10 protein-coding genes are annotated in these 14,060 nt (G+C 45.1%); 9 read left to right on the top strand and 1 reads right to left on the bottom strand.

Annotated features, from left to right (window positions below; all coding sequences use genetic code 11):
• Positions 1-403 precede the first annotated feature (403 nt).
• From K1Y79_RS23045 to K1Y79_RS23025, 5 genes are all read left to right on the top strand, one after another.
• Entirely contained in the window at positions 404-826 is a 423-nt protein-coding gene (locus K1Y79_RS23045) for a response regulator (protein WP_220252554.1), read from the top strand.
• 94 nt (positions 827-920) lie between these two features.
• Positions 921-1,331 carry a response regulator gene (locus K1Y79_RS23040; RefSeq protein WP_220252553.1) on the top strand — a complete coding sequence of 137 codons (411 nt, stop codon included), beginning with the start codon at positions 921-923 and terminating at the stop codon, positions 1,329-1,331.
• Positions 1,332-1,392: 61 nt separating this feature from the next.
• Entirely contained in the window at positions 1,393-1,737 is a 345-nt protein-coding gene (locus K1Y79_RS23035) for a hypothetical protein (protein ID WP_220252552.1), read from the top strand.
• Positions 1,738-2,214: 477 nt separating this feature from the next.
• A complete protein-coding gene (locus K1Y79_RS23030; protein ID WP_220252551.1) occupies positions 2,215-2,931 on the top strand; it encodes a type II restriction-modification system restriction endonuclease in 717 nt (238 codons plus the stop codon).
• Positions 2,928-4,697: a hypothetical protein gene (locus K1Y79_RS23025; RefSeq protein ID WP_220252550.1), complete on the top strand. Its 1,770-nt coding sequence runs from the start codon at positions 2,928-2,930 to the stop codon at positions 4,695-4,697. The genes K1Y79_RS23030 and K1Y79_RS23025 overlap by 4 nt, the downstream gene beginning before the upstream one ends.
• A gap of 85 nt (positions 4,698-4,782) precedes the next feature.
• Here K1Y79_RS23025 and K1Y79_RS23020 read toward each other — a convergent pair whose 3' ends face one another.
• Positions 4,783-5,874, bottom strand: coding sequence for a serine hydrolase domain-containing protein (locus K1Y79_RS23020; RefSeq protein WP_220252549.1), 1,092 nt, complete (start codon positions 5,872-5,874; stop codon positions 4,783-4,785).
• Positions 5,875-6,341: 467 nt separating this feature from the next.
• Between K1Y79_RS23020 and K1Y79_RS23015 the strand changes: the two genes are divergently transcribed.
• The 4 genes from K1Y79_RS23015 to K1Y79_RS23000 all read left to right on the top strand — a co-directional run bounded on the left by K1Y79_RS23015 (position 6,342) and on the right by K1Y79_RS23000 (position 14,051).
• On the top strand, positions 6,342-7,028 hold the full coding sequence (locus tag K1Y79_RS23015) for a response regulator transcription factor (RefSeq protein WP_220252548.1): 687 nt from the start codon (positions 6,342-6,344) through the stop codon (positions 7,026-7,028).
• A 213-nt stretch (positions 7,029-7,241) separates the two neighbouring features.
• On the top strand, positions 7,242-7,499 hold the full coding sequence (locus tag K1Y79_RS29585) for a transcription termination/antitermination NusG family protein (RefSeq protein WP_220252805.1): 258 nt from the start codon (positions 7,242-7,244) through the stop codon (positions 7,497-7,499).
• A 72-nt stretch (positions 7,500-7,571) separates the two neighbouring features.
• Complete coding sequence (locus K1Y79_RS23005; RefSeq protein WP_220252547.1) at positions 7,572-7,763, top strand: hypothetical protein; 192 nt, start codon at positions 7,572-7,574, stop codon at positions 7,761-7,763.
• 36 nt (positions 7,764-7,799) lie between these two features.
• Positions 7,800-14,051 (top strand): non-ribosomal peptide synthetase, encoded by a 6,252-nt coding sequence (locus K1Y79_RS23000; protein WP_220252546.1) that lies wholly within the window; start codon positions 7,800-7,802, stop codon positions 14,049-14,051.
• The last annotated feature ends 9 nt before the right edge of the window (positions 14,052-14,060 follow it).

The following is a 14,060-nucleotide window of genomic DNA, read 5'->3' as shown; positions in this document are numbered from 1 at the left end:
CTCAAAACTCTGACCACTCAGGACACTACTTTATTTAGTAAAATCATGTTTGAGTCTTTTATTCATATGGATAAGCAAGTTCTCTTACATCATATGACAGAAATGCTTCGGGGTAACTTATCTTGAAGCATTTCACTTCCCATCGCCATTTACTCTAATATTAAACCTCCCTGACATATCCGACCCCTGATATACCGTTTAATCCCCTCAACCAAATACCTAAAAAGTTTAAAATATTAACCCTTAATTTATGTTAACACAAATATCTGCTCGTATATTTGCGTCTCCTTAAAAATGATGTTTCATTAAAATAGATGAACTTTCTGCTGCACTTAATAAACGGTGTATACATATGAAATCATCTATTAAGGTGGATAGAGCCAACTGAAACCAATCGAGATTTATGCTAGAAAATGGGTTGATTATTATTGTGGACGATGATGCAGATGACCGCCTGTTGATTGAGGAAGCACTTAAAGATCTGGATGAGCGCCTGGAAGTCAAAACGTTTGCTTATTCCAGCGATGCACTGAATTACCTTGTGGAAACTACCGACAGACCCGTTCTGATAATTTGTGATATTAATATGCCAATGGTGAACGGTATAGAGTTTCGTATCCAGATGTTGGGTATGAAGGAACTGCATAAGCGTACCATACCTTTTGTATTTCTGACGACAACAGCATCTCCTGAGACCATCAACAAGGCCCACGAGCTGCAGGTGCAAGGGTTTTTTGTGAAACAGCTGGACTATAAGTCTACCTTCCGGCAGTTGCAGGCCATCATTCAGTACTGGCTTCACTCAGAGCCATTCTTTCTACATTAGTGTTATTAAGCGGGCTGATGTGCTTGCTTATACACTAGTTCATCCTGGGTTTACAGGTTCTCCCGCATTTCAATTTAAAGATTAGTAGGCGCTCATGGATCAATACCGACCATTAATTATTATTGAAGATGATATCGATGACCAAATGATTATGCAGGAGGCATTGGATGATTTAGGTCTGTTCAAATGTTACCATGTATTCAGTGAGCCTTCAAAGGCAATAGAATACCTGACAACAACGACAGACACGCCATGCCTGATCCTTTGTGATCTGATGATGCCCAAGACCACCGGTCTTGAGTTTCGCCGGCAGCTTCTCAGTCATCCGCAGTTTGAAGCTAAACAGATTCCGTTTATCCTAATCAGCAGCTCTTCAATGGCTGAAGATATCGTTGACGAAGATCTTAAGCCTTACGTAGATGAGGTAATAGCCAAACAACATGAATTTGGCGCGCTGACGCAACAGCTTCGTGATCTCTTCAAATCCTGGTGTGCCATCAGTTAGCACCTTCTTTGGCTATTCGCAGCAGTGCCGCGTCCACTAATAACTTAGTTAATTAATTCTCTTGGGCTCCTTTAATATATTATTAGCAGATGTAACCTGTTCTGTTTGTAAAAAACAGTATGAAGGTCGTATACAGTTCAAATACGGGAATGTTTCCTTCCGGGAATTTCGCGTAGGAGATAGTATCATGTGGGGCGGTAACCAGATCGGTAGTCCGGACGCAAAGAAGGTCAAAGTATACGGTATCCTGGAAGTTGAGCTTTGTCCTATATGCGGACAAGTCAATGTGGACGAGGAGTTCGATCTGTATGTTATAAATGATTTGATAACCAACATTTTACCAATCGAAGATATCACCTGCTATTTGGATGAAGGAACGTCCGAGTATGTCGTTCAGGAAGCCTGATATTTGTCTTGATATAGCAAATAATCATATATCTACCCAAGACCATCCCTGTGCTCAGCCAGTTCTCCCCGTTATCAAGTAATCTGGCAAATTACCCCATGGATACTTTACTAATGTCTTATACATTACCTGCACCAAAAGGGCACTTTAAGGTCACTTCAATATCCCCGGGATATTGAAGTGACCTTAAAGTGCCCTTTTGACGACGGGATCATTTGAAGATATAACCGGGACTAGTAGGCGGAATGGCCTACGTCCACGGAAAAAGTGACGCGGTAGACAGCCGGTCAGGTTAATCATTCCAGAAAGATGGAATATTTTTATGCGAGATCATCTGATTGTTAATAAGTTATGTGGAATCAGCTTTTTTCCCTTCCCATTGCTTCGTAACTTTATCCAGAATAGCTGACAGGATGATACCTTCGCGGACATCTTACCCGGAAATATCCGTCCGTCCGTATGACATATTTTGTCCATATGCACAGAACAAAAGCTGTAAATTTAACGATGCAACAGAAAGAGACGCTGACAATAGAAAAGCTGATACAAGAGGCAAAGCAGTTTTGCCTCGAGCAATCACAATTTCAGCACCCGGAACTTTATGGCGTTACAGATGGCAAAGCGGTAGGTACATTAATCGAGCAACGCTTCCAGCGATACCTGCGAGACAAATACGAAGTAGCAATAGGCTCCTCCGCAAGAGGCATAGACCTACCATCTGATGATATCCTCACGGATATCAAAGTAACTTCCATCAAACAGCCACAATCTTCCTGCCCTTTCAAAGACGCAAAACAGAAGATATTCGGACTAGGTTATAACCTGCTCGTTTTTGTCTACGACAAAACAGATGATGCCAGTACCCGTACGTCTACCTTGAATTTTGTAAGTTGCTCCTTCGTTCATAAAGAAAGAACCGCCGACTTTACCACCTCTTTCCGTTTGCGTCAGATGGTGGAAGACGGCGCTAACGAGGCGGATATTATTGCTTATCTGCAGGATAAAAATATTCCCGCTGATGAAATCACACTCGAGCTTATGGCCAAACAGATCTTGCTGACGAAACCGGAACAAGGCTACCTGACTATATCCAACGCATTACAGTGGCGATTGCAGTATCAACGTATTGTTACGCTGCCTGAGAATACTCCCGGCGTAGAAAAGATTGTGAGTTACGACAAACCTAAAATATGACAGTATTCGAAGCAAGCATTCCTCAACAAGTAGCCTTATATTTAAACGAAGCACTGAAAAATATTTCATCTGTGGAGGATGCTAATCAAAAGATGTATGACACCTTCAGGTGTATACAGTTTTTTGATTGTGAAGAGGATTTACATACACTCCGGGCAACATTGATGCCTTCCAGGCAACTGAATGCCGATCCTGACAGATCTGAGTATGGAGACTTTCAGACCAATCTGGCCCTCGCTAACAACGTGGCGGCACATCTGAAAAATAAAGATATCTCGCCTGATGTTGTCATTGAACCTACCTGCGGAAAAGGTAATTTCATTTTGGCTGCATTGCAATATTTCCCCAAAGCAAAGCATATTTTCGGTGTCGAAATCTATAAGCCCTACGTTTGGGAAACCAGGTTCAATATCATCGATTTTTATCTTACTCATCCAACTGCTGAAAAGCCTGACATTACCATCATTCACAGCAGTGTGTTTGACGTGGATTTTGAAACAATAGCCAGCACATTCAGTAAACAGGAGATATTAATTATCGGCAACCCGCCTTGGGTAACAAACGCAAAGCTAAGTACGCTTAATTCACAGAACCTGCCCCAGAAGTCCAATTTCAAAAATCTTAGCGGACTGGATGCAATGACCGGAAAAGGCAACTTCGATATTGCCGAGTATATTTCATTGATGATGATCCGCGCATTTGAGCACGGGCGTGGCCATATCGCACTACTTGTTAAAAACACGGTCATTAAAAATATTGTCTACGATCAATACGCCAAACAATATGCAATTTCAGATATTGAAAAGCATTGCATCGATAGCAAAAAAGAGTTCAATGTTTCGGTAGAAGCAGCTTTGTTTTATTGCCGGTTGAACACTGACCCGGCGTTTGCATGTGCAGAGTTTGATTTTTACAATAACGACATTGCCAGAGTGAGCTTCGGCTGGGAAGGAGATAAGTTCGTTTCTAACCTGGCTATCTACCACAAGGCGCAGCATATCGACGGCAATAGCGCGTTTGAATGGCGGCAGGGGATCAAACATGATTGCTCCTCCATCATGGAACTGGAAAAAGCAGACGAGCACTATGTTAACGGATTGAAGGAAGAAATACAACTGGAAGATGGGCTGGTATATGGTATCCTCAAAAGCTCTGATCTGAAGACGACCATTGTGGACACGCCAAGGAGATATACGATTGTCACACAACGGAAAGTAGGGCAGGAGACCAGTTACATCAGACAGGATTATCCCCAAACCTACCAGTATCTGATCGATCATCAGCACTTATTTAGTGCCAGAAAGTCCAGCATTTATAAAAACAAGCCACCCTTTTCTATTTTCGGCATAGGCGATTATTCATTCAAGCCGTACAAAGTAGCAATATCCGGGCTCTATAAGACCTTTCACTTTACACTGGTATTGCCACAAGACGAAAAGCCTGTCATGCTGGATGATACCTGTTATATGCTTGGGTTTGACAGGTTTGAGTTTGCGGCATACACCTTATTGCTGCTTAATTCAGATACGACTAAACAACTACTGCAATCCATCACTTTTGCAGATGCAAAACGCACTTTCACGAAAGATGTGCTGATGCGCATAGATTTGCTGGCATTGGCAACTACTATAGAAAGATCCCAACTGGAAGCAGCATTGAGACAGCTGAACGATATCCGGAGCTTTGGTCTTACACTCGATAGCTGGGAGGATTTCATTATCGCTATGACACCTGCTCCCGTCGGACAGATAGGTCTTTTTGTATAAAATAGTACGAAGATCAGGGCCGCAGCAATATGAGCTGGGAAACATGCATTTCTTCCTGCCAGCAGTAGGGCAAATTTTTGTAGTATCAGGGGTGTCCTGTAGTAAGTAGTTTTTCCATCAGGTTATTCATTGGAATACCTTTATCGGTGTTGATGAAAAATATGTATCCGGCTTTCTGCTCTTTGGAAAACATACACCCAGACTCAAAATTTTCATTGGTACCTCCATGGCAATACAACATGCCGTTCGGCCCTGGCTTCATGGCAAACCCCAATCCCCAGGCAGTATAACCAAAGTATTTCCTGATAAGGTGGTCTGCGGGCAAGGCGATATGATTTTGCAGCATATCGTTGAAAGATGCATGTGTCAATCCCTTTTCCTCCATCATGGCTATCAGGAAGTGCGCATAGCTGTCGGCTTCGGTCAGCAGACTGGAGGCGGCATTGAATACCTTTGGCTTCCAGAGCTTACGTGGGTGTCTTTTCTCATCATATCCATACGCCATATGTTGTAACAAAGAGTCATTCCATACTACATGTGCCTGCGCCATACCGAGCGGAGTGAACACTTCTGTCTGCAACAGATCAGCGATGCTTTGCAGGTTATTATTTGTGAGATGAGCAATTACTTTTGCGAGGTAGTAGTATCCTTCTCCTGAGTAAGAAAACTCAGTGCCGGGGTTAAATTTAATATCCATCTCCATTCCCGGATTATCAGATCGCCAGTTGGGCAGTCCGCTGGTATGGTCCAGTATCATTCTTGCAGTAATAGCCTGGTAGCGTTTATCATAATCGAAATCCTGTGGCGGCAGATATTTATATAAAGGTGTGTCGGGGTGAAGAATGCCCTTCTCCATCATCTTCATGGCAAAGTAGGCAAAGACAGGCTTTGTGAGAGAGGCGGCTTCAAAAAGGGTCTGTTTATCCACTGGCTGCCTGCGTTCAATATTGGCCATTCCCATTGTACGGTGATAGACAATCTTTCCGTCATTGATAATAGCAACGGATAGTCCAGGTATATTTAAAGACAGCATTCTGGCTTTAAGTATCTTATCCATCTGACTGGCGCTAATGGTAGTGCCGTTTAATGCTTTTATCTGTGAATAACCCTGAGGGCAGGAGAATAAGGTGATGAGCTGAACAACAATGACAACATGGATTATATGCTTTAACTTCATGAGGAAATACTTTTTGTTTTTTTATTCTCGGAACTTTTTCTTAGTTTCCTTTACATAGAGATGTCCGGAAAATAAAAGGGCGTCCAAATATAAAAAGAAAAACTACATTTACCTGCTAGCTTTTTAAAATGGGAATCGCATTTAACGTAAACAAATACATGAAGTTATGCGAAAATCTGAACATTGCCGGTCTCTTCTGCCAATTGAAATGCACCACATTATAATTGGATTAAACTATCGGAAACCGGCTTTCAATTAATAAGTTTTTAGTATGTTTACCATGTTTTTTAACCAATCAGACAAAACTTTTTGTCTGTCATAAACGTCAGTCGTAAACCGTGCGTAAACAGACGCGATGCTATGTTAACTTGATTACCTGATAAATAACCGTATGACTACAAATGCACGAGGTTAATATCTGTTAGCCTGTATTATTATTTATAGACCCGTTAATAGCTTTTAGAGTTATGAAAACAATAAGCCTGGCAATCCTGGACAAGACACCGTTATTTGCAAAAATGCTCAGAAAGTATTTGTCTGAGCAGCCCGGGATGTCTGTGGAAATTATATCTTCCGGCTTTGATGATCTGACGGATCGGCTCCATATACGACCCGTAGATGTACTGATCATGGATATCTCCTTTCCTGATTATCTCGAGCAGATAAAGACGCTGCGTGTAAATTTTCCACAGGTCAATATCCTGATATTGTCGATGTGTACAGACCTGCAAGTAGTCAGTGAGTTGCAGGATCTGGGTATATACGGCTATATATCTAAAGCAGATGACGGTGAAGAGCTGGTCTATGCTATTCGCATGATAGCAGGCAATGATATCTTCAGGAATAAGCTCTTCACAGAAGCACTGTATCTGAACCGGCGAAGGAATATGACCAGGGAGAATAATGAGTCCATGCTCGGATTAAATGAGAGAGAAAAAATGGTTGTGCAGCTGATGTGGGAAGAGAAGACAAACAAAGAAATTGCAGATGAGCTTTTCCTTAGTACAAGGTCTATTGAAAAGATCAGACAGGATATACGCGATCGACTGGGACTCAAGTCTACAGTGGGTTTGCTGAAGTATGCCCTGTATAACAGAATCATCCACCTCAATACCAATGTCATTATTTCAAGCACATCATATACAGGTAATTAGTAAAAACCGAAATGATATTTGGTAGTTATACTATAGTATATACTATGCATTTTGAAGTATTTTGCTAACATATTCGCAGACAGTAATTGTAAAGGGTTGCGGCAATAGCTATGTCAACACCATGCGAAACCCTATCCGTACCATTTTAATTGTTACCCATGGTACGAAATGAACATTACTGTGCTTAGTCTTATTGTATTTAAACGTTAAGGAATAAGCCACTTCGTTTCCGCATGGTATCTGTTATACACCAGACCGTGTTATGAGAAAAAGATTGCAGAAAGACTAGATGATCTGGAAACAACGTATCTGCTGCCATTGAGAAAAGTGCTTACAAACTACAAGATTGAAAAACATATGCATTATGAGCCCGTATTTTCTTCTTACATATTCGTCCATCTTAACAGTATCCAGCAATACTTTGATTGTCCCGGCGTCAACGGCGTACTATGTTTCGTGAAGTTTGAATAAGGAATTGTCCGCGTAAACGACACCACTATCAGGAATATACGTATTCTCTGTAATGCTGGTGAAGACATTGAAGTGAGGTTAACTCAGTTAGCGCCAGGTGAACAGATAACCATTGTTGATAGTTCGCTGGCAGGCCTCTCCTGCGGGATTGTAGCCCACGATGGTATGGGGAAATTTATAGTATGGACCGGCTTCATGAAGCGGGACCTGCTGATGACCGTACCCGAAGCATATCTCCGCGTATTCGGCGTTGTACAGGAATAGCGTACCACGGCTTAATAACCATAGATCCAATGAAGAATGACACATTATAACAGCCTGAGTGAAATACTGCTGGAAAAGAAACATGTGGCACATAAAGGCATCACCTTTATTGAATCCGGTCAACATGAACATTTTGTTTCTTACCAGGAACTGTTTGAGCAGGCCTTATCCTCATTATACTACCTGCAGCAAAAAGGACTCGCGCCTGGCCACGAACTGGTACTGCAAATAGAAGATAACAGTACTTTCCTGACTGTCTTCTGGGCTTGTCTGCTGGGCGGAATTATCCCGGTACCATTAACTGTAGGCCAGAATGATGAGCATAGGCAGAAGCTGTTTAATGTATGGGGGGTATTACACCATCCCTTCCTCGCCATCGCTGATGCTGATCTGGACAAAATGGCCGCATATGCGCACAAACATCAGCAGCATCACATCTTTGAACAGATGCAGCAACGGTCGCTCTCTCTGAACGAAATTTCCAATCAACACACCGCCGGCACAATATATCAGTCCGGCAAAGATGATCTTGCTTTTATACAATTCTCATCCGGTTCTACAGGAAAACCGAAAGGTGTGTGCCTGACTCATGGTAACCTTCTTACCAATATTAACGCCATTAGCACTGCTGCCCGGTATACTGAACAGGATGTTATGCTGAGCTGGATGCCACTGACCCACGATATGGGCCTCATTGGCTTCCACCTTAATCCGTTATGCTGCGGTATGCAGCAAATGCTGATGCCGACCTCCACATTTATCAGAAGACCGGCACTCTGGATGGAGAAAGTTACTGAACACAGGGTCACCGTACTCAGCTCGCCCAACTTCGGGTATGAATACCTGTTGAGACACGCCAGCATCAGCGAAGAATGGGATCTGTCTGCCGTAAGGATACTCTATAATGGAGCAGAACCTATCTCATTTTATCTCTATAAAGAATTTACAGCACAGCTTTCTATTGTAGGATTATCACCCCGGGCTGTAAGGCCGGTTTACGGACTTGCAGAGGCCAGCCTGGCAGTAACCATGTCAGGTATCGGAACACCTGCGGAAACCCTGGCAATTGATGGCCGGTTTACGGGCAGAGGCGAACAGGTAAGGGTGCAGACAACCACAGACGCTTACACCGCCTTAATGGTCAACGTAGGTACGCCTGTACCGGATTGTTTTCTCCGGATTGCAGATGAAGACAACACCCCCTTGCCCGATCTGCAAATCGGTGAAATACAGATCCGGGGCGAGAACGTTACAAAAGGCTACTACAATAATCCTGACGCCGCAGCTGCACTGATCACTGCCGACGGCTGGCTGAAGACCGGCGACCTCGGGTTTATGCGCGAAGGACAGCTCTACGTAACAGGCAGGATGAAAGATGTACTGTTCGTGAATGGACAAAACTTCTATTCCCACGATATTGAGCAGGTGGCTGCTGAAGTGGAAGGTATCAGCCTGAACAAAATAGTAGCTGCCGGGCGTTTCAATTATCATACACAAATAGAAGAAGCCATTGCATTCGTTTTCCACAGGGGTACTGTTCAACAGTTCCTGCCGCTGGCCAACGCTTTGAAAAGGCATATCAACAGCAGACTGGGAATTGTATTGGACCTGATTATCCCTGTACGTAACATACCCCGTACTACCAGTGGTAAACTGCAGCGTTTTAAACTTATTGAGCAGTTGGATGAGCTGATGGATACTGCGGATGAAGTGGCCCGGGCAATGAAGGATACGCAGTCATCTGCCGGTCCTCGTACTGCTACAGAAGAAACATTAGCCGCTATATGGAGAGAAGTATTGCAGCATGATGCGATCGGGATCTATGATGACTTCTTTGAAACCGGGGGTAATTCCCTTCGGGCAATCGAAGCCTCTATGAAAATATCCCGTGCCTTCAACCAGTCTTTCCCACTCCAGCTGCTGTTTGAGAAAAGAACCATCGCTGCACTGGAAGCAGTTGTCAGTAGTGAAAGCACTCATTCTCCGGTGGTCAGTATTCCTGTGCTGGAATATGAGCCGGCAGAATTACCCGCTTCTCCCATACAACAGTCGCTATATTATACCTGGGCACGTGAACAGGACGCTGTAGCCTATAATATCCCTGTAGCTTTTGAAATCGACGGGCCTGTGGATGCTGACAAACTCGCATCTTGCATCCGGACATTGCTGGAACGCCATGATGTTTTCAGGATGTCATTTCATTTGAAGGACGTACCAGTTATCCGTATGCAGAAGGAGGTAACGTTCAGCATGTCAGTAGTGTCCGGAGATAAAGGTATACTACGCTCGCTGGTACAACCCTTCGATCTCTCCAAAGCACCGCTATGCAGGGCTACGCTTATATCAGGTAGTATCCTCTTCCTGGATTTCCATCATATCATATCAGATGGGATCTCTGTAAGTCTCTTTGTAGATGAACTGTTTACATTGTATGCAGGAGGCCCGTTGCCGGCGTTGAAAGTCCGCTACCTCGACTACGCCGCATGGCAGCAAAAGGGGGTGAACAGTACCTATTGGCAGCAACAGCTGTCAGGTACATTACCTGTGCTGGAATTACCGCTGGATCGTCAACGACCTGCAGTATTCTCTACAAAAGGAGAAAAGCTGTTCTTTGAACTTGACGCCGATACCACACTGCATCTTCGAGAATTAGCCCATAAGGCTGGTTGTACAATGCAGGTATTATTATTCTTTGTTTATAAGATTCTCTTACATAAGTATTCCCGCCAGCAGGATATTGTGATAGGGATACCCGTGGCCGGCAGAAACCACCTCGACCTGCTACCCTTGCAGGGAATGTTTGTCAACAACCTCTCCATCAGGCATCCGCTGGAGCCGGGCGACCGCTTCCTGCATGCACTGAAGAAAGAAAAAGAGGCGCTGCTGGAAGCCATGACGCACCAGGATGTGCCGTTCGGAGAAGTATTGCGGCAGCTGGAACTGGTGAGAGATCCAGCCAGGCAACCCATATTTGATACCATGTTCGTCTATCAGAATATGCCCATGCCGGAAGGTGAGTACGACGGACTGCGTATCAGGCCAGTGAATGTTGATTCGGGTATCTCGAAGTTCGATCTTACGCTGGAAGTGTATGACGACGGAACAGCGCTGCGCTACCAATTAGAATATGCCACCAGTTTATTTAACAGGAGCACGATAGTGACATTTAACCAGCGTCTGAATGCATTGCTGCAGCATGTACTGGCTGATCCCGGTACGGTGATCAGTCAGCTGTCGCTGGCGGATGCTGCTCCGCCGCAAATGAGCCTACCGGTGGACTATCCACGGGATAAAACGGCAGACCAGCTCTTTACACTGCAGGTAGCTGCCAGGCCAGAGGCCATTGCGATTGAATACAAAGGAATTGACTACACGTATAAAGAAATAGAGCTGCGCGCTAACGCAGTAGCTAAGAGGTTACAGCAGGAAGGGATTACCAGAGGTACGATCGTTGCTTTGCTGTTTCACCGCTCACCAGCATTTATTATTGCTCTGCTGGGTGTGCTGAAAGCCGGAGCGGCTTATGTACCGGTAGATCCGGAGTTGCCTGCTGAACGTATTGCTTATATACTGAGCGACTGCCGCACGCCATTGGTACTGACCACCAGCGATCTGCAGGATCAATACCAGCACTTACCGGGTATTAAGGTCCTGGCAGATATCTACACTGATATTGCGACAGCTGCGCCTGCGCCCGCACATACTCCTGACGACCTGGCCTATGTGATCTATACTTCCGGTACAACGGGAAATCCAAAGGGGGCAATGATTGCTCACCGGTCACTGGTGAACTATACCAGCTGGGGCATCAGGCACTATCTGAAGGAACAACCGGCAACAATGCCACTTTATACAGCTATTTCCTTCGACCTGACAATTACCGCTATCTTCCCGCCACTGCTCAGCGGCAATAAGATAGTCATATACGATGACTCTCCGGGGGCGTTGGTGCTCGAACAGATATTAAAGGACAATAAGTCAGTGGTAGTGAAGATCACCCCCTCACACCTGCGGCTCTTAAGGAATGAACAGCTTAGCAGGTATATTGATGAACATACCAGCATCAGGGTGTTTGTAATAGGAGGGGAATCACTGGAAACATGGCTGGCCGCAGATATCTACCGGTTATTCCAGGGTAATGTGACCCTGTATAATGAATATGGCCCTACAGAAACTACTGTAGGTTGTATGATTCACCAGTTTGATCCTGCAGAAGAGTGGCTGAGCGTTCCTATCGGTGTGCCCGCGGCAAATACAGGGATCTATCTGCTGGACGAGAACAATAAGCAGGTTCCCGAAGGCCTCACCGGCGAGATCTATATCGGTGGCGATGGTGTTGGTAAAGGATATCTGCATAATGAAGTACTGACCGCACAACGGTTTATCAGTGATCCGTTTATTCCCGGTAACCGCATGTACAAAACCGGCGATATTGCCAGGATGTTGCCCGGAGGCATATTGCTGTTCCTGGGCCGTGCAGACAGGCAGGTGAAGATCAATGGCTTCCGGATAGAGCTGGCAGAGATAGAGCAGCAGTTACTGGCATATACAGGCATAATAGAAGCAGTGCTGGATGTGACCACCGGGAATGCCGGACAGCAATATCTGGTCGCTTACTACCGCACGGAAGATGAAATGGCAGGTCTGGAAGACAAGCAACTGAAAAGTTACCTGGGTGGCCGGTTACCACATTACATGATACCTGCCTATTTCCACCATGTACCGGAAATTCCGCTTACCAATAATGGAAAAGTTGATACGGCCAGACTGGTGCTGCATCATCAACCTATAGCCCAGGATCGTGAAGAAGCTGCAACAGGTATAACCGCCCGTGTACTGCAGGTATGGAGGGATGTGCTGGGCTGTCCGGAGATGCATCAGACAGACAACTTCTTTGAGTGCGGAGGTGATTCTATCAAAGGTATCCAGATTGCTACGAAACTGGCGGCACAGGGTATCCAGATGAAGGTAAGGGATATACTGGCATATCATACCGTAGAAATGGTATGTATGCATATCGATGCCGGCACTGACAGCCCCGTAGCAGATCAGGGAATCATAACGGGAGAGAAGCAGCATTCTCCGATAGAGAAATGGTTTTTCTCACAGCAATTCCCTCAGCCGGCCTATTATAACCAATCTGTCCTGCTACAGTTACATCATACGCCGGAGCTTGCCCGTTTGCAACAGGCTTTTGACCAGTTGCTGGCTCACCATGATGGCTTGCGACTTAACTATAATGCATCCACAGGAAAGCTCTTTTACAACCCGCTTCACCTGGATGCGCCATTCCCGATAGAGGAGATCAGTACCACTGAAGCAGCTTTGTCTACCATATGCGAACGCATAAAGAGCGGATTTGACCTGCAACAGGGACTACTGATGAGAGCAGCGCTGCTCCATCTGGCAGATGGAAGGGATATGCTGTTTATTACTGCTCATCACCTGGTAGTGGACGGCGTAACCTGGCGCATATTATTGGAAGACCTGTATCAGTTGCTGACGCGTGAGGGAACAACGTTGCCGCTGAAAACGGTGGCACAGGTAGACTGGAACCAGTATCCTGCGCGTAAGCCGTTGCAGGTGGCTTCTTTTATATCGGCTGACAATGAACTGTCTGACTGGCTCATCGCAGACAGCAAGCATTATACGCTTACTATGGATGCAGCGATGGTCACCAATGTGTGGCAGCGGTATAAAGCTGACGTTGGCGTTCTGCTGAACGCGGCTCTGGTAAAAGCACTGGCACTGTGGACAGGCAAACAGAAATTCGTAATTGAACAGGAACGCCATGGCAGGAACCTGGATGGTGCAGACGTGTCCCGTACCGCAGGCTGGTTTACAGTGATGTACCCACTGACTATTCAGGACGCCGGTGTACCATTCCCCATACTCATCCATCAAATACAGGAGGAGATCCGGAAATCAGCAGATTCGCCTGACCAGTTAACCGGACGGGTCGATGTCAGATTTAACTACCTGGGAGATTTTACCCGCGATTTTCACAATGATCTATTCAGCTATGTAACCCTGCCAACAGGCAGAGATGTGCACGGCGACAACCATATGACCGCCAGACTGGAGTTGAATGCCATGATTATAGATGGTGTGTTGCAGCTGGATGTGGTATATAATGAAAAGGCATTCAGCAAAGAAACTATACAGGACTGGATGAACATCCTGGAGCAGCAAATACAATTGCTGTCCGGAGAGGAAGAAAGACAGGTAACGCCTGCTGATTTTGCACATGTCAATCTCAGCCAGGAAGAACTGGACATTTTATTTTAAATCCTTTGT

Source organism: Chitinophaga rhizophila, from assembly GCF_019492185.1.
Classification (GTDB): domain Bacteria; phylum Bacteroidota; class Bacteroidia; order Chitinophagales; family Chitinophagaceae; genus Chitinophaga; species Chitinophaga rhizophila.
This window is presented reverse-complemented; position numbering and strand designations above follow the sequence as displayed.

What these genes read in the sequence shown, in the direction of transcription:
- K1Y79_RS23020 (WP_220252549.1), bottom strand. Translation starts at nt 5,874, where the DNA reads ATGAAGTTAAAGCATATAATCCATGTTGTCATTGTTGTTCAGCTCATC.
- K1Y79_RS23015 (WP_220252548.1), top strand. Translation starts at nt 6,342, where the DNA reads ATGAAAACAATAAGCCTGGCAATCCTGGACAAGACACCGTTATTTGCA.
- K1Y79_RS23040 (WP_220252553.1), top strand. Translation starts at nt 921, where the DNA reads ATGGATCAATACCGACCATTAATTATTATTGAAGATGATATCGATGAC.
- K1Y79_RS23000 (WP_220252546.1), top strand. Translation starts at nt 7,800, where the DNA reads ATGACACATTATAACAGCCTGAGTGAAATACTGCTGGAAAAGAAACAT.
- K1Y79_RS23030 (WP_220252551.1), top strand. Translation starts at nt 2,215, where the DNA reads ATGCACAGAACAAAAGCTGTAAATTTAACGATGCAACAGAAAGAGACG.
- K1Y79_RS23045 (WP_220252554.1), top strand. Translation starts at nt 404, where the DNA reads ATGCTAGAAAATGGGTTGATTATTATTGTGGACGATGATGCAGATGAC.
- K1Y79_RS23025 (WP_220252550.1), top strand. Translation starts at nt 2,928, where the DNA reads ATGACAGTATTCGAAGCAAGCATTCCTCAACAAGTAGCCTTATATTTA.